Raw genomic sequence first — 17,417 nt, forward strand, 5'->3', positions numbered from 1 at the left:
AGGCGCTCCCCCGATCCTGGCCGTCCGCGCGAGCCATCCCAAGGTCGCTTCACGAGTTGATCAACATTTCATACTATCCCTTGGCCCCTGGTACGGGTACGAGTAGGGCATGGTCGTCGACGTGGCGGTACCCGAGCCGTTCGTAGAGGGCCCGTGAACCTGGGGTGCAGTGCAGCCAGACCAGGTCGGAGTATCTGGCGGCGAGTTCACCTGCAGCGATGGTCAGCGCGGTGCCGAGTCCCTTGCGCTGCCAGGCGGGAAGCACGGTGATGGCTCCCAGGTACGCGGTGTCGGCCATGAGCCTCACCCGCGCGCAGCCGACTGGTTTGCCGCCGACCCGTGCTACCAGGTGATGCATCCGTTCGGAGGCAAGGTGGGCGTCGGTGACCAGGGGCGCCAGTGCGGCTCCATAGGGGACGAGGAACTCGTCGCGGTCACGGGCCGGTCCGATGTCGGCCACCGATCGCGGGCGCGATCGAGGCGGACCTTGCAGGGCTAGTACGGGTATCAGATCCCACCGCTGAAAGCCGGCGACCTGGTGCTCGTCCTCGGCCCGAACCATCAGCGTCCATCGCGGTGATCTGGCCCGCAGCCAGGCGGCCACCTGAGTCACCTGGTCGGCGGTGGGCGGACCGGGCAACGCGAGAACCCGCCCGGTGGTGGCCCACGGGTAGGGCAACGCGATGTGCTGACACGGCACGCCGGACACGACAGCCCAGTCGCCGCTGGCCGGGGTGAGATCGGCGGTGTCCGCGTGGGCGGTCGAGATCCGCACAGCAGCGTCACCCATCCGAACACCACACCTCGACTCACATCCCCTTGTCTACCCATTTCGCCAGTCCACGACGATGCTCGGGGCCCACCTGCCGTGGGATGTCGCCCGGCTTACGAGCGACAGCTACGAGTGTTGAGGACTTCGGGTCCGCCGAAGAGGTCACCACACAGAAAGCACTGGTCCGGGCGTTGCCGGTGGGATCCGAGTCTCACCTAGCAGGACTGACACCGGTGCCTGCGCGGCAATGCTCAAGGTTATACGTCGATGCGGCGAGGCGCTCTCTGCTGGCGCTTGCCGGTGTCCCAGACGACGGCCGGCACCAGCCAGGCAGAGAGCAACGAAGCGTGAACACTTCGGTGTTCTCTGGGAGGTCACGCCGACTCGTTCGCCCGCATCGTCGCAGGTCAAAGCGCTCTGCTCTGTCCGGCCTCAGTGAGCACTTCGGACGCGGTGACCACTTCGCCAAGCTGCACCCAATCTGCACCCACCTGCAAGGCCCAAGCAAGCCGGAACTCCTTCCCGCTCTGACCTTGCGGATACGCCCCTACCAGGCGACATAGACTGCCGTTGACTGCTGTTCACTGCCGTTGAGCGCAGTTTGTGAAACGGGACGCCGCACCGCGTCTGGCCTGCGGAAACGTGGAGCCGCAGGTGCGCATGGCTGCAGTTGGGTGCAGTTGGGCACCGTTCGATGCAGTTCAGCGCTGTTCAACGCACCCCGTTGCTCCCAACCCGCTCCTGCTCCTGCCCCAACTCCCCCGGCCATCACCGGCACCCAATTCACTGACGTCAACAAGACCCAGAGCGGTTCACTCCCGGGCACAGCAGGGAAACGCGAGGTGGTGCTGCCGGGACCGTCACCGTCCCGGCAGCATCGTGCATGCCCGTCGGAGGGTCGTGCGACGCTCTGCTCTCTCTACTCGCGGCGGAGGCCGGGCACCTTCACGACGATGAACTCGCTGTCGTCCGCCCGGCCGGGGTTGCGGCCTGTGTTGGGGAAATTGTTGTCACAGCCGAGCAGCAACTGGTTGCCGTCGATCTGATGGATGGCCTCGATCGACTCGCACGTTACGCGGTACGGGTTGCCGAGTCCGACGTCGCCGTTGTGGATGGGGGGCAGGGAAACCAGGTCGGGGTCGGGCACGGCCGCTAGGTCGACGGCCTCCGTCTTCACGAGCGAGCCGCCTGCATCGATATCGGCGAGGTTCACGACGTACACCTTGCGGAACAGCGCGTTCAGCCCGAGACCGCCGTCGCGCTCGATCACCGCGAGGTAGTGCCGGTCGAGGGCCGCCATGTCTGACACGAAGTAGCCGGGCTGCTCGGTCTGGTACAGCCAGACCCGTCCCGTGAAGGCCTCGTCGCGGACGCTGAACTCGAAGACGTGGCGCCGCGTGGTGCCGAGTTCGGCCGTCGTGGCCCCCTCGAGCGCCGGGTACAGGTACTGGCCGTCCGGGCTGATGGCCATGGCCTCGAAGCCGCGGCTGTTGGGCTGGGTTGCCGCCGCACCGCCGAGGTGGGGGTTGTTGGGCGACCGCAGGCCGCCCGGAGCCGCGAAGGGCGGGTCCAGCAGTTTGCCGGTGGCGTCGAAGTGCAGGACCCACGGGCCGAACTCGTCGCCGACCCACAGGTCCCCATCAGCGCCACGCTGCAGGGACTCAGGATCGATGTCGCCGCCGGTCAACGACCGTTCGGTCGTCCCCTCGTTGACGATCGTGAAGCCGATCAGACCGTCGGGGTCACGGAACTGGATGAACTCGTTCAGATCGACGGCGACCTCGCCGCTCCCATCCTTGGCGGTCTTGAAGTCCGGCCGGATGTAGTAGGCGCGGATGAGGAAGTCCCTCGAGTTCGCCTTCGCGCCGAACCCGTTGTCTGGCATGGCGAGGTATTCCCCTGGGTGTCGGCCAGCGACGATCGCCGAGAACCCCTCGACCGGCTGCGAAGGCAGCGGGAATGTGATCCCGTTGACGGTCCCGGGAGGCAAGAGGGTCCCGGAGGGCGGGCCGGGGGCGTACGTCTCGACCGGCAGCACGGCGCGACCGAGCAGGGTCGGTTGCCCGCTTCCGGTGTCATCGGCGTGTGCGCCGAGGGATGGGATCGCCACCGTCGCCGCGAGCGCGGCAGCGGCGAACGTGGACAGTCGCTTGATCATCACCGGCTCCTCAGGACGGTGTGAACCACTAGTGAGCTTGCGTAAGCCCGTGTCCCGGGTACAGGTTGCCGAGGTCCGACGCCCGCACGGGACCGACTCGGTCTCCAGCCTGACCCAAATCGGAACGCGTGACCATCCGCTCAACGATGCGATTGCGTGGACGATTGACCGGTAAAGGTTCGCCGTCGCCGCTCACCAACGCGCGACTTCCGATTCCGGCGCAACCGCCGAATTATGCTCGTCGAGGAGAACAGACAATCATTGCAGCGTGTCGATCAATTCGCGCAGCTCGTCGTCGGTTGCAGCATCCGTGCTAGCGTTCGCCACCGTCTTGTCGGAGGCGACGAAACCAACCGCGGTTGGCTTGGTCTGCCCGGCTTCGATACCGGTTGCCTGGCTGATGTGGTATCCGGCCGTACCCTTGATGTCCACGCCAACCGGCACGGGGAACGGGCCTGCCGCCTTCGACGCCTCCTCGGCCAAGGACGCGGCGTCGGCCGGGTTGAGCAGGCTGCCCTTCCAATCCGCGGGCGGTACTGCGACGAGCATGCCGATCACCCGCGGTCGGACGCCGCCCTGCGTCAACGGTAGGAGTCGAGCCACCATCTTTCGGATGCCCGCCGCATCTCCGACGACGATCACCAACGGCGGCGGATAGTCGGCCAATGCGAGCTCGCCGCCGCCCACCCGCGGCAGGCGGAAGTCCTCGATCCTCAGATCGGACGCGTCTTGCGCGCCGACGGGTAGCTCAGTGGAGAACGTGCCAACGTCAACAGTGTGAACGAAATCGACGTCGGTAGCCACGATGGACAGCGTCGCTCCATCATCCTTGAGTAGCAGCCCTGTCGCCTGATCCAACGACATCTCGTGCGGCTCGGGCATCCCGCCCTCGTCAATCGAGGCGGCGCACGCATAGCGGACGGCGGTGTGCCCGAGTAAGGTGTGCGTCCCCAAGCGGCGGGCCTCCGGGCACGCCCGCCGGAAATGCTGCGAGCCCTCCCGAAGGACGTAGACCGGCCGCTGGCCGGCGTCCGGGTCGTCGACCCGGGTGTACGCCGGCTCGCCATTCGGGTTGTAGTCGAGCAGGACCTGGCCGTCCCAGACCGTCCAACTGCCGTCGGTCCTCTTCTCCCAGTCCGTCTCCGGTTCCCCGAAGTAGTTAATGCGGGTACGCCGATTGCCGTCGGCGATCACCTCGTACTCCTGACGGAACTCCTGTCCGTCCTGCCTCATGATCATGGTGTAGCGGCCGCGAATCACGTCAAGCGTCTGCTTGACGACTCCGGTCGAAGTTCCCGCCGGCGGAGCCTGCCGCACCGGCTGCCCACAGCTGTTGATTGCCAGCACCACTACGGCCCAACCGCCGATGACCGGCCACCACGCGCGCCGCGCAGGCCGGCGAGATTCCCAGGTTGTTGACTTGGGAGGTCGCGGGTCGTCCATGGCAGGACTTCCTAACGTCGCCGATGCCGGACGTTGTCGATGCCGGCCGAAGCGCCTTCCCGCCAGCGTGGCGAGTGTCACCTGCTTCGGAGGGCTGCCCCCGCTCCTAGCGTTCTCGCCGGACGCGCCGCCGTCAATTGGCTGATAGTTGTCATCGATTCGACCGCCGGCCCCGCCAAGAACCATCTCGCAGCGGCCTCTGGCCACGGATTCGAAGCCGGGCACGTGCATGACCAGGTACTCGGTCGGCGACATGACGTGCCTGCGGCCATCGATCTCACCCCGGGTGAGGCGGTCGAGTGCCGTCCACCCCGGTGCTGGCTCTGCGACGGCGGCGCTGCTTTGGAACTGCCTGCCCTGGCAAGATCGGGGCCATGGCGAGGGAGACGCCTCGGTAAGGAGGCGGCGATGGGTCACGGTCATGAGTTGAGGACGGAGCGGCTGCGGCTGCGGCGTTGGCGGGAGGCCGACCGGGCAGCGTTCGCGCAAATGAACGCCGACCCCGAGGTCATGGAACACTTTCCCGCACCGCTCACCCGCCGCGACAGTGATTTACTGGTCGACCGTATCGAGGCCGGCTTCGAGCAACATGGGTTCGGGCTGTGGGCCATCGAGGTGGTTACGACCGGGCAGTTCGTCGGGTTGACCGGCCTGTCGGTGCCCGGGTTCGAGGCTCACTTCATACCCGCAGTGGAGGTTGGCTGGCGGCTGGCGCGACCGGCCTGGGGCCAGGGGTATGCGACGGAGGCAGCCCGGGCGGCGATCGACTACGGCTTCACCCGCGCGGCGCTTCCGATGATCGTCTCTTTCACGGCCGCTATCAATGCCAGGTCGCGGGCGGTCATGGAGCGGCTCGGCATGGCCCGCGACCCGGCAGACGACTTCGACCACCCCGACTTGCCGCCGGGCCATCGGCTCCGCCGGCACGTCCTGTACCGAATCTCTCCTGGCTAGCAGCAGACGGCGCTGTCCCGAGCAACGCACTCATTCCCCAGATGAGGACTCGAGATAAGGACACCGCCAGGCGGACCAGCGAAAGCCACGGATGCTGACCCCTTCGGGTGTGCCGAAGAGCTCACCGAATAGTAAGGCCTGGTCAAGCCGCTGCACGTGAGATCGATGTTCCAGGAAGCGGGACCGGCGCCAGCGGCTACCTGGCGAACCGCAGCGACAAGCGCCGATCTAGTAACTCCAACCCTGTCCGGCAAAGCCGGTGGGCGCCGCCGGTAGAGCGTGTGGGCGGGACAGCATTGCCAGCGTGACCACTTCGGTGTTCTCTGGGAGGTCACGCCGGGCCGCTCGCCCACATCACCGCAGGTCAGAGCACTCGGCTCTGTCCAGTGTCGGTGAGCACTTCGGGCGCGGTGACCACTTCGCCAACCTGCACCCAATCTGCTCCCACTTGCAAGGCCATGCCATCCAGCAGCTCCTTACCGCCGTGACCTGCGCATACTCCCCTGCCAGGGGACATAGAGTGCTGTCGACTGCTGCGCAAAACCGGGGAGCACTCCGTGTGAACCAGGACGCCACACCCACTCTGACCTGCGGAAACGAAAACCCGCTGGTCGCGATGGGTGCAGATGAGCCCCGCTCGGTGCCGTTGGACGCTATTCAACGCCGTTCAGTGCATCCGGTTGCTCCCAACGTGCTCCCCCAATCTCGGGGCCCTAGACCGGCGGCAGCTGATCGGCGCTGACCAGCAACTGCTTGCCCCTCCGGTTACGCGTCGACCCCCTGCAGGACAACCTGTTCCACGCGCTCGTTCAAACTGCGCCGCAACGTCGTGGTCGAGGCCAGCCACCGAAACCCGCGCGACACCATGTCCTCCCCCAGCCAAGACCCGAACGCTCGAACCACATCACACGGACGTGTCGCGGTATGCAGAGTCAGCGCTATCATCGCCCACACCATCCTGCCAATACCTCAGCGGCGTGGCCGGCCCCACGACGGCCTCGAACGCCAAGCGCCGGCTCGCGGCCAGGAAGAACGACGGGCCACCATGCGCAACTGAGCCTGCAGGCGATCTACACCACGCCACGGGACGTGACCGCGATCGGCTCACCTTGACCGAGCAGCTCAATTTCCGACGAGCGTGGTCACCCTCATCCGGCTGCTGCCGATGAGCGATGCGGACAACAACGTCGAGATTCTTGCCGTGCGCCACCAACTCGCCGTCGGCAGCGCCAGATCGACAAGCCCCGCCTCACCCCGCCCGACCGGGCGCTCCTGGCCGCCCTCCTGCACCGGCTACCCAGGCCGACGCTGCGGCAACTGCACCTGATCGTCTCCCCGGACACCGTCCTGCGCCGGCACCGCGACCTGCTCCGCCGCCACCACGCCAAGGCATCCCGGCCGAAACGCCCTTATGTGACATTGAGACTCGGCAGGCATGGCGCTCCACCTGTCAAAGCATCCCATGATGTTGTTTGTCAAGCAGCAATTTGTTGATCTCGCTGTATTGGTGTCCAGGCCTTGACTTCGTCGTACTTCGTGTCGGTCTTGAGGCAGCCGTGCCGGATGCGCGGCTGGCGGCGTCGGGCACGATGCCGAGCAGCCGGGAGCCGTCCGCGCCACCGCGATTGTGATTGCGGCAGCGCGGCCAGTTCGTTGGCAGCGCGGCGTAGCTGTCGGCCCGCTGCTCGGCGGAGCCACTCTGTGGGCGCGCTACTCCCGGAAGGCGCGCCACAGTCGGCTTGCCGACACCTACCGTGGACGGCCGCATTCGTATTGTAATTTCAGCGCCACAGTGGGGGATGAGGGATGAATCGCGAAGTCCAGTACGACGTCCTCGCCGTACTTCCGCCCGACGAGCAGCGGGAGCGATTGCGGCGGCTGGATCAGCTTCACCCGATCGCCGGGTACGAGGCAGAGGTCGTCACGATCGCCGACCTGCGTGACGATCTGCCGTGGTGGTCCGACCGGCTGGCCGCCGAGTTCGTCGCGTACCTGAATTTCGCGCTGCTGCACGGCGCGGCGGTCCTGACGCTGCGGTCCGTGCCGGAGACCGACCTCGCCAGCCTCGCCGGCGCCTGCGACGCGGCACTGAAGCCGGCGGAGGCTCCGATGGACGTGCCGTACCTGCCGCTGCGCGAGCGTCCGATGGCGCTCGCGATGCCATCCGGCGCGTACGGTGACGGCCATCTCGACACGCCGCGGGACACCGCGTTCTCGGCCGACGGCGGGCACGCGGTGACCACCGCCGCCGGGCTGGTGAAGATCTGGGACGTCGCATCCGGCCTATGCGTGGCGACCGTGCCGATCGACGCTATGCGGGTACGGCTGTCGCCCGACGGCGCCTTCGTGCTGGCGATCCAATGGCAGCACAGCGACGTGCTGGAGACGGCGACCGGCCGGCGCGTCACCTCGGTGCCGTCGGAGGACGCCCGATTCTCCCCCGACAGCCGGCGGCTCGCCGTCGTCGACCACCGCGCCGACACTTGGACACCCGACGGCGAAATCGAGCACGTCGGTGATGTCCTGCGGGTGTACGACACCACGACGGGCGCGCAGGCGCGCGAGCTTGCCGGGTGCTGGGCCGCGTTCAGCCCCGACGGCGACGTCATCGCCGTCGAGGATCCGCTGAGCGTCGCCGACAAGGCCGCCGGCGAGGTGGGCACCTGCACCTTCGTCGCGCTGGCCGACGGCGAAGTTCGATTCCGGGCGCCGGGCCGAGCACCGATGTTTGCGCCGGATCGGCACATCGTCGTAACCGTGGTGGGTACCGAGGTGGTGCTGTGGGATGCCGAAACGGGAGCCCGAATCCGGACACTCCCGGCGGCCGAACGAGTGGCGCTGCGGCACGGGTACGGCGCCGCGCCGTCGAGGTTCCCCGGCGGCGAGATGGTGTTCGTGCCGCAGGACTGGTCGACGTACGCGGCCTGGCACCTATCCAGCGGACGGCACTTCACCGTCGAGGGCAGCGGACTCCGGTTGGTGCCTGGACGAGACATCGTGGTGGCCGTCGACCGCGAGGTGGTCGGCCTCGACGCCCGAACCGGCAGCGAGCGGTACCGGCTGCGCGGCGACGACGTCCAGATAGCGCCGGCCGGCGACAAGCTCGCGACCACTCGGGACGCATGGGTTTTCCGCGCCAACGAGTCGACTATGCGGACTGGCAGCACCACGGTCGCGGAGGCCGACACCGGGGCGGTACTCTTCGACGTACCCGGCATCGCACCGAGGTTCGCGGACAACGGCCAGCTCATGACGACCCAGATCGACGGCCGGCTGCACCTGTGGGACACCACGACCGCAGCACCGATCGCCCAGGTCGGAAATGTTCGCGTACTCTCCCGGGCCCGCCGCGGCGAGCCCGGCGGCATGGGCTCGGGCGAAGAGGCGGCCGTGCCCGCCACGGCCGTCGCGCGGTACGCCGACGTCGTCACGCCGGAGGCGGTACGGGCGGGCGTTCCGTTCGCCCTCACCGTCCAATTGCGACAGTCACCGGTCGCCGGCGGGACGTCCGCGCCCGTCGACTTCGCGCCGACACGCGACAAAGACAGCCAGCCGACCGGCGCTGCCGCGGTGTACGCGGTTGTCTATCCGTCAGCGGCCTTCGAAGTCATCGGCGCTCGGCGCCGGGCCGAGCTGACCGTATACCCGGACCGGGACGGGGACACGGTCACGTTCGACCTGCGGGCCCGCCCCGGTGCAGCCGGCACCAACGAGATCAACGTCGGCTTCTTCGTCGGCGGCGACCTGCTGGGCCAAGTCACCACCGTTGTGTCGGTGACCGCCCAGCCGGGCCCGGGCGCACGCCACGTAGGCTTCCGCCCGCGCGGCATCCCCCAGGACGACGCCGCACCCGACGTCATCCTGACTGTCAACCGGGCGCGGGCACAAGGGCAGGACACGCTGAGCTACAGCCTCGAGTGGCGGGCGCAGAACTGGCCGGTCATCGACGCCGGACAGGTCGTGCTGAACACCTCGGCCGGAGCGCTGCTCGCCGACATCTTCACGAAGCTCGGCGACGCGTCCCGCAGTCGCTCACCCGACGACGGAGGCCACCGGGAATCGCGGATCCGCAAGATGGGGGAGAACCTCTACTACAAGCTGTTCACACCGCACCTGAAGAAGCTCTTCAAGCAGCTTCCGACGGGGTCCAGCCTGCTGGTGTACAGCAACGAGCCGTGGATTCCCTGGGAACTGGTCAAGCCGTGGGGCGCGGATCTGCCGCCCGGCACCGACGAGTACCTCTGCGCCCGGTTCGACCTGTCCCGCTGGTACTACAGCGACGGGGGCCAGCTTCCGCGAGCGCGGCTGCAGATCGGCGACATCGCGCCAGTGATCCCGACGACCAACCTCCTCGCGGTACGCACCGAGGCCCTGTGCCTGGAGCAATTGCCGAACCGGTGGCCGCCGGTGCGACTGCCCCGGCCCTACCCTGTGCGTGCCGATGAGGTGCTCAGCATGATGGCCGCCGGCCGCACCAACCTCTTCCACTTCGCTACGCACGGGCTGCTGCGTCCGGGGGATCCCACGGTGGCGACAATTGAGCTCGACCGCGGCACGCTCTCCTTCGACGACATCATCGGTACCGACCTCGAAAGCGGCCTGCTGTCGGCGACCCCGCTGGTGTTTCTCAACGCGTGTCACAGCGGGCGGCAAACCGTGAGCGTCGTCGGCGACGACGGCTGGGTGCAGCGCTTCCTCACACTCGGTTGCCGCGCCTTCATCGGTGCCAACTGGCTCATCGATGACGAGCTGGCGGCAAAGTTCGCGATCGCGGTCTACGACGGACTGGTGGCCGGCCGGCCGCTGGCCCGGGCGGTCCGACTGGCGCGCGCCGACGTCCGCCAGCTGGACCCCGGCAACGCGACCTGGCTGGCATACGCCGTGTACGGACACCCAGGGCTCACGCTCTCGGCAAAGCCGTGATCTTGAGTAGCAACCGGGAGGCGGAGATGGCCAACGAACTGCTTCGGCTGGTGGAGGCGCTGCGTACGAAACGCGACGCAGTGCTCCGAGCGGTGCCCGAGGATCACCGGGCGGCATTCGGGCAGCGGATCGACGAGCTCACCGCCGCGGCCAACGAACGTCCGGAGTCCGAGGCCGAGACGCTCGAGCAGGCGATGGCGCTCCTCGACGAGTACCCATCGGCGAAGTCCGCGCTGCGCGCGGCGGAGCCGGGCCTGTTTCCCGGGCGGGACAGGACGCCGCCCGCCGCGGCGGGGTTTCCGCCGCCCGGCAACGGTGCCGCGATCGTGCCGCCACCCCGGCGGCCACCAGCATCACCCGCCCTCGGCCCGGTCGGCGGTGATAGTGGTGGCGGCCACGGTGGCAGCGGTCTCGGCGGCCGGAGCACTATCGACCTCCAGTGGGTACGCGAGCTCACCGCCACTGTGCTGGCTTTGATGATCGTCGGGCTGACGCTCTGGATGGCGTTGAAGGCGCTGGGAGTGGTCGGAGACACAGCGAAGGCGCCTGGTGTCAAGGATCTGCTCAATGCCCTGCTCAACCTGGCCGGGGTCGTGATCGGATACTACTTTGGGCGGGTACCTGCGGAGGCGCACGCCGCCGCCGCGGCCCAGCGGGCAGACGCGGCCGTGACCGACCGGGACCGGATGCGGATCGAGGCGCACCGGATCGCCGACGAGATGGACCATGTCGAGCGGGCCAGCGCCATCGCCACGGCACGAGGCGATCAGGCTGCGGTCGGCGACCTTCGCCCTCTTCGCGACCGGCTGCGTGCCCTGTGACCGGGTGACCATGCAGTCGTGACGCGTGGGGCGTGGACCACCGGGTCCGGGCTGGCCGCGCTGCGACTGACCGACGACGAACGCGCCGGCCGCTACAGCCGCATCACCCCGGTCGGGCTGCTGCGGTTCCCCGCGGTTGCCCGAGTTCATCATGGGCAGCGAACTGGCCAACGCCGCCACCGGAGACACGTGTGGGGCCTGCGCTGACGCGGAGTGAGCTTCCCCCTTTGGGCCGGACACCCTGATCCCTGGCAGGATGGCCAGGAGGAAGGATGTCCTGGTGGCACGCCCTTCGAAATTAAAGAAGTAGCCGCTGACAGCGCGCCGGAGACGACCGGATGTCTGCCGAGAAGAGTGCATCCGACATCGAGGCGTTGCCACCGTTCAGTTACCCCGGGGATCATTCTTCAGAGTTCAGGGATGGACGGGCCCGACTGTGCCGAGCGGTATGCGCGTGCGACCGTGGACGAAGTGGCGGCCAGCTGCGGACGCGTCGGCAACCAGACGGTCTGAACGCCGAGTTTCTCGTTCATCGCTGCGAGCTGGTACTCCTGGCGAAGGTCCGCGGCCCTACGTACGCCGCGGACGATGACGGTGGCGCCACGGCGCACGCAGTAGGCGGTGGTCAGGCCGGTCCAGGTGTCCACCTCGACATTGCCCCAGGCTGCCGAGATGGCGTCGCGCACGCGTGCGGCCCTGGCCGTGGCCTCGGCGGTTGGTCGCTTGTCGGGGTTTACCGCAAGCAACACGATGACCCGGTCGAACATCACCCGGGCGCGGGCCACGAGGTCGCGGTGCCCCGGGGTGAACGGATCGAACGTACCGGGATAGACCGCCAACGAACCGTGTACCGGCACCACTCCACGATCCGACGTAGCCGTCACCGCGACTCCAACCACATGGCCACGATCATCCCAGCCGCACATGTGCCGACCCGACTTTAGGCCTTGTCGTCACCACCGACCACCGCCGACATCCTGATCTAGCCGCGTTTAGCGTGTTGATCTCGGAACGCATCGGCGCGCTCACATGCCGAGATCAGTGCATCAGGGGCCGACGGCTCGGGCGAGCGCAGTCGGGTGAGAGGCGAAGAGCTTCCTCTCCCTAAATAGACCAAAAGTGGACGTCGAGAACAAGACTGTTTCTTTCGCGATCGGCGGTGCAGTCTCGACGCCATGCAATGGACGTACGACGGGACAATTCGTAACGCGCTCTGGATCGGCGGCGGACAGTGGGCTGGCAAAACCACGGTCGGCGCCATCCTCACCGGCCGGTACGGCCTGACCCACTACCATTGCGACTATCACGACTCCCGTACCCACGAGGATCGCCGGATCGCCACGCGGGCCCGGCGCGGGCAACCGCCGACGGACTGGTCGGAGTACTGGACCAAGCTTTCGCCCCGTGAGATGGCGAACCGCGCGCTCGACAACTCCGCCGAACAATTCCCCTGGGTGCTGGACGACCTGCGCGCCTTGGTTTCCCCGCACCCGATCCTGGTCGACGGGTGGAACTTGCGGCCCGATCTGGTCGTCACCGTGGCCGGCGACCTACGTCGCGTGATCGTGCTGGTTCCCACCGATGAGTGGCGCCGGCACCAGGCTGCGACCCTACCCCGGGCCGCTGCGTTCGGTGCGGACCTGCCCGATCCCGCACGAGCGCAGCGCAACCGCCTGGAACGTGACCGAATCCTCGCCGCGGACGCCGCCCAGCGGGCCAGGGCCTTGGGCATTCGCGTGATCGAGGTGAACGGCGCCCAGGATGCCGAGTCCATCGCTGATGAGGTAGCCGCCCACTTCAGTGCAGTGATGACTGTCTAATCAGTCCTGGATCTCCTCAAGTCGTCATACGGCCTCGAAATCGCGGGCCGGGCGCAGGCAGGCCACCCAGACTCTCCAGGCGGAGGTGCGCACATCTGCCGCCGACCGCGCGCTTCCGACTTGGGCCCCGGTTACGAGACCAAGTCGCCGAGTTCCGCGACGAGACGTAGCACGTACTCGCCGGCGTCAAGGGCCACCATGACAGATGCCGCGATACTGGGATCGAACCAGTGACCTCTTCGGTGTGAAGCAGGACGCTGCACCGACTCTGACCTGTGAAAGCGGAAGACCGCAGGTAGGGGTTAGCGCGCTTGACTGCCGTTCGGTGTCGTTGCATGCCGTTGACGACCGTTCAGGACACCCAATTGCTCCCACCATGCTCCCCCGATCCCAACCTCACAGCACGCATGACAGGATCGGGTGCCTCGACCCCGATCAGGCAGGTCCTCCGCGGCGCTGATGAAGCAGTGCGGCCGCAGCCGAAACCAGTGCAGCCAGGCTCAGGCCGCATGCACCGCAGCCCCGATGCTCCCGACCTGCTCCCGAATACGTCCGACGGGAGATGGATTGCGGGCCAAACCAGGAAGCTTGGGCGACGATCAGCTCGCCCACCCTGTGGCGCCGCCGATAAAGCCGAGCTCGACATCGCTCTCACCGTCACTGGCGTTCACAACGATATGACCACCCCGGAGACCTCTCGACCTGCCTCGACAACCGCCCCCGACGCAGACGGCGATCAGGCGGGGCAGCAGCAGCGCGGGCCGGCCTGCCAGTGCACCCAGTCGGTGCGGCCGCGGTGCTTCACCGCCCGGCGGGCACCACGTACGGGAAGGGGTCGGGGCGGGCTTCCTTCGTTATGTCCGGGGTGAGGCCGGAGGCCATGCCGGTGTTCAGCACCAGGGAGAACATCACCTCGGGCGCATTGTCGGCCATGGTGCGGCCGTTGTGTGCGGCGAAGCCGTAGTTCGCCGGGGTCCCGACTTCGTACGACAGAACGTCCGGGTAGAGCGCGCGGGCCACGTTCCAGCCGTACGCCTGCGGGTCCGGCGCGGTTCCGTTCGCGGCAACCACCCGGGCCACCGCCGTGGCAATCTCCTCCCCGTCGGCGCGCAGGTCCTCGCACGGGTGCCGGGTGTTGGCCGGATTGCTGAAGTCCGTGTCGGTGGGCCAGAAGATCGGCCACATCATCGGGTGCCCGGCGCGGTTGATCTGCCGCCATCCCCCGGCGTCGGTGGCGAGCCTGGTGGCCGCCCAGACGCCGATCTGAGTGCCCTGGCCCAGCATCGGCTCGTCGGAGACCTCGAGGACGATCGAGTCGACGGTGGTGCCGGCGAAACTGTTCTTCGCATTCTCCGGCTTCCAGGCGTTGCGGTCCAGCTTGGCGCCGTTCTTGAAGGCGTCGTTGACGGTGGCGAGCTGGTCGAGGTCGATGTAGAAGGGGTCGGTGATCCGCCCGGCCCAAATCCGCACGTGCTCGCCAGTCACCTCCGCGCCGGTGCGCCCTTCGGCGAGCAGGGTGCCGGTCGCCGCGTCGTCGCGGGCGTCGGCGCCGGTGAGCGCGTGCAGGGCGAGGTCCTGCCCGCCCTGGGCGTCGAACTCGCCGAAGGTGACGCGGTAGGTCAGCTCCTCCATCTCCGAGCCGTTGATGTGGATCTTGAACTCGTACCGGGCCTCGTGGTGGAAGCCGGGCTTGATGTCCGCCTTCGTCACCGAGCTGTTCACGTCCATCACGAACACGGTGCCGCGTTCGCCGCCGAAGACGTACAGGTCGTCGAGGTAGAGCTGGCCGGTCTGGGCGGCGAGCGGGGTGTCGAGGTGGTGCGACATGGGCTGGCTCCCGAGGTTGCGCCTGATGCAGGACCGGGCCGAGGCTAGACGGGCGAAAAGCCCACAAGAGTCCAATTCAGCGACATTACGCCGATCGGGCCGCCGGACGCGTGCTCAACGGCCCGATCCTGCGCGCGCTAGAGATTGCGACCGGGGCGGGCCCTCCGCTTGCCCCCCGTCGAGCAGGTACCGCCGGCGGGGGTACGACGAGGAGTCACGCGCGGGCCGCTTGGTCGCGTACGACGAGGGCTTCGGCGACGAGGAGGAGGCCGACTCGATCGCCTGGGACGCCGCACCCGTGCGACTCACGCCGAGCTTGTGTCACGGCTCCTGCTGTGAGCCCGGGTTCCATAGCGCGCGGAGCTGGTCGAGGACGAGCGTGGTGCCGGCGCTGAGCGTGCGGTCGGGGTGCGTGGCGAGGTAGACGGTCGGCGCGGGTGGGAGTGGCCCGGGAACGGCGATGAGCGCGCCCGCCTGCAGCTCGGCGGTGGCGGTGGCGGTGGGCAGCACGGCCCATCCGAGCCCGGCCGCGACGCAGCGCTTCACGGCTTCGATGCTTCCGAAGCGGACGCGGCGAAAGTCCGGTTGTCCGACGACGAACAGGCTGCGGGCCACCTGATCGCTGTAGCTGCAGCCCTCCTCGAGCAGGAGTACGTCGTGCTCGGCCAGCTGCGCCCAGGTGACTGTCCCTGCCGGCAGGTCGAGGTCGGGCCCGGCGACAACGGTGAGTTCTTCGGCGCCGAGGGGTTCCAGATGGAGGTCTGCCACGGCCATGTCGGGTTCGAGGAGCAGAGCTGCTTCGGCGGCGCCGGCGCGTACGGCTTGGAGTGCCTGCGCAGTGCCCCCTGGTGCGAGCGACAGCCGGATTTGGGGCGCGAGGAGGCGGAGCTTGCCGAGCGCGGCGGGAAGTCGGTAGGCGCACACGGACTCAGGAGCCACGAGCCGCACCCGGCCAGACGGTCGGCCGTCTCGGGCGGGCACCTCGGAGGCAAGGCGGCCCTCCAGATCGAGCAGCTGGTTGGCGTACGACAGGAGCCGGATGCCGGCGTCGGTCAGCACGGCCCCGGACGGAAGCCGGTCGAACAGCCGGACGCCCAGGTGCCGCTCGAGGGCCTGCACATGCCCGGTCACCGTTGACTGCACGAAGCCCAGCTCCCGCCCTGTGGCCGTGAAACTGCCGGTGCGGGCCACGGTGGTGAAGGTTCGCAGCAGGTCCGTCTCCACTGCCATTCCTTTCCTTGATTGGTCTCATCATGACTCATCGTTGGACTCGATGGGCGTTACCCGGCGAGACTAGCCCCGGGAGGTCCTCGATGACTGACACAGACGACGCGACTACCGCGCGGCCCGAGGTCGCCGACGTGGAGGTGCTGCGTTACGCCGCCTTCCCGGACGGGGCCGCCGGCGGAAACCCCGCAGGTGTCGTACTGGAGGCGGCCAGCCTCGACGACGCCACCCGCTTGGCCGTCGCAGCCTCGGTCGGCTATTCCGAGACGGCGTTCCTCGAACCCACCGGGCGGGACGGGGAGTTCCGGGTGCGGTACTTCAGCCCACTGGCTGAGGTGGCGTTCTGCGGACACGCGACGATTGCGGCCGCCGTCGCCCTGGCCGAACGCCGCGGCAGCGGGCCGCTGCTGTTTCAGACTCTCGCCGGCGCTGTCGAGGTGAACACCGCTGAGAGCGATGCCGGCCTGACCGCCACGCTCACCAGCGTCCCCACCCGTACCCGGCCCGCCTCGGGCGAGGAGCTCGCCGCCGCTCTGGCAGCGCTACGCTGGCGCTCCACCGACCTGGACCCCCGGTACCCCGTACACGTCGCGTACGCCGGCAACGATCACCTCGTCCTCGCCGTGTCCAACCGCACCCGCCTGGCGGACCTGCACTACGACTACGGCACGCTGGCAGCCCTGATGGCCGAGCGCGGCTGGACCACGCTCCAACTCGTACACGCCCACACGCCGCTGCTCTTCTCTGCCCGCAACCCCTTCCCGCCCGGCGGTGTCGTGGAGGATCCCGCCACCGGAGCGGCCGCCGCCGCCTTCGGCGGCTACCTTCGGGCACTCCACCTCGTGGACCCTCCGGCGCAGATCACGCTCCTGCAGGGCGCGGACATGGGTAGCCCCAGCCGCCTGCTCGTTGACGTGACCCGAGACGACGACCGCGTGCAGGTGACCGGCAGCGCCAGATCGATCCGCTAGTGCCGTGTCCACAAACGTTGGCCGGGTTGGTCGGGGTTGGGAAATTGTCGTAGGGGCGGTGTTGGCTCAGTGGGGAGTCGCTCGCCTGCTACGGCGAGGATCCACAACACCCGCCGGAAACCCGGCGAACGTTAGTGGACACCGCACTAGGTCTGCAGAAGCCAAGACAAACCCGGCAAGGTTCCTGCGACGAGTGGCCGATGCGTAGCACCTGAGCGGCGAGCGGCACGGTGCCGTACAAATTCATGGCAGGCACCGACTCTGCCATTTACCAACGGCCGTCGACACCGCCAAGCGTCGCTACGACCATCGCGAGTGCAGCAAAGACGTCCCGTGGCTTAGTTCGCCAACAGGAGACGCTGGTCAGGGCGCTGTCCCTGGGATAGGAGTTCCAGCCCTCGCGACCCATACCGACGCTAGCGCGTCATGCCGACGGCCTGGTCACGCCCATGGTGCCGTTCCTCTACAACCCCGACGTTGGCCCACCACGACACGCCAATT

At 68.0% G+C, this 17,417-nt stretch carries 11 protein-coding genes; 5 read left to right on the plus strand and 6 right to left on the minus strand.

Annotation, left to right across the window (positions count from 1 at the left end; genetic code table 11):
• Positions 1–73: 73 nt before the first annotated feature.
• From EV384_RS26680 to EV384_RS26690, 3 genes are all read right to left on the minus strand, one after another.
• Complete coding sequence (locus EV384_RS26680) at positions 74–790, minus strand: GNAT family N-acetyltransferase (protein WP_130337544.1); 717 nt, start codon at positions 788–790, stop codon at positions 74–76.
• Between the two features lie 901 nt (positions 791–1,691).
• The gene (locus EV384_RS26685; protein WP_130337546.1) at positions 1,692–2,930 is read right to left on the minus strand and encodes an esterase-like activity of phytase family protein; all 1,239 of its coding nucleotides are present in this window, start codon (positions 2,928–2,930) and stop codon (positions 1,692–1,694) included.
• A 258-nt stretch (positions 2,931–3,188) separates the two neighbouring features.
• Positions 3,189–4,628, minus strand: coding sequence for a hypothetical protein (locus EV384_RS26690; protein WP_130337548.1), 1,440 nt, complete (start codon positions 4,626–4,628; stop codon positions 3,189–3,191).
• A 153-nt stretch (positions 4,629–4,781) separates the two neighbouring features.
• Between EV384_RS26690 and EV384_RS26695 the strand changes: the two genes are divergently transcribed.
• The 3 genes from EV384_RS26695 to EV384_RS26710 all read left to right on the plus strand — a co-directional run bounded on the left by EV384_RS26695 (position 4,782) and on the right by EV384_RS26710 (position 11,071).
• A complete protein-coding gene (locus EV384_RS26695; RefSeq protein WP_130337550.1) occupies positions 4,782–5,327 on the plus strand; it encodes a GNAT family N-acetyltransferase in 546 nt (181 codons plus the stop codon).
• 1,806 nt (positions 5,328–7,133) lie between these two features.
• A complete protein-coding gene (locus tag EV384_RS26705; protein ID WP_130337552.1) occupies positions 7,134–10,250 on the plus strand; it encodes a CHAT domain-containing protein in 3,117 nt (1,038 codons plus the stop codon).
• 26 nt (positions 10,251–10,276) lie between these two features.
• Positions 10,277–11,071, plus strand: coding sequence for a hypothetical protein (locus EV384_RS26710; RefSeq protein WP_130337554.1), 795 nt, complete (start codon positions 10,277–10,279; stop codon positions 11,069–11,071).
• Positions 11,072–11,478: 407 nt separating this feature from the next.
• On the opposite strand, the gene coaD is transcribed toward EV384_RS26710, so the two are convergent.
• Positions 11,479–11,928: a pantetheine-phosphate adenylyltransferase gene (gene coaD, locus EV384_RS26715; RefSeq protein ID WP_242624307.1), complete on the minus strand. Its 450-nt coding sequence runs from the start codon at positions 11,926–11,928 to the stop codon at positions 11,479–11,481.
• Positions 11,929–12,246: 318 nt separating this feature from the next.
• Here coaD and EV384_RS26720 point away from each other — a divergent pair, with 318 nt between their 5' ends.
• Positions 12,247–12,891, plus strand: a complete 645-nt coding sequence (locus EV384_RS26720; RefSeq protein WP_130337556.1) for a hypothetical protein — start codon at positions 12,247–12,249, stop codon at positions 12,889–12,891.
• Positions 12,892–13,692: 801 nt separating this feature from the next.
• Here EV384_RS26720 and EV384_RS26725 read toward each other — a convergent pair.
• A complete protein-coding gene (locus EV384_RS26725; protein ID WP_130337558.1) occupies positions 13,693–14,718 on the minus strand; it encodes a DUF4331 family protein in 1,026 nt (341 codons plus the stop codon).
• A 321-nt stretch (positions 14,719–15,039) separates the two neighbouring features.
• A complete protein-coding gene (locus EV384_RS26735; protein WP_165440083.1) occupies positions 15,040–15,942 on the minus strand; it encodes a LysR family transcriptional regulator in 903 nt (300 codons plus the stop codon).
• 89 nt (positions 15,943–16,031) lie between these two features.
• On the opposite strand from EV384_RS26735, the gene EV384_RS26740 reads away from it, so the two are divergent.
• Entirely contained in the window at positions 16,032–16,916 is an 885-nt protein-coding gene (locus tag EV384_RS26740; protein ID WP_130337564.1) for a PhzF family phenazine biosynthesis isomerase, read from the plus strand.
• Positions 16,917–17,417 lie beyond the last annotated feature (501 nt).

The sequence above is a fragment of the Micromonospora kangleipakensis genome (assembly GCF_004217615.1).
Classification (GTDB): Bacteria; Actinomycetota; Actinomycetes; order Mycobacteriales; family Micromonosporaceae; genus Micromonospora; species Micromonospora kangleipakensis.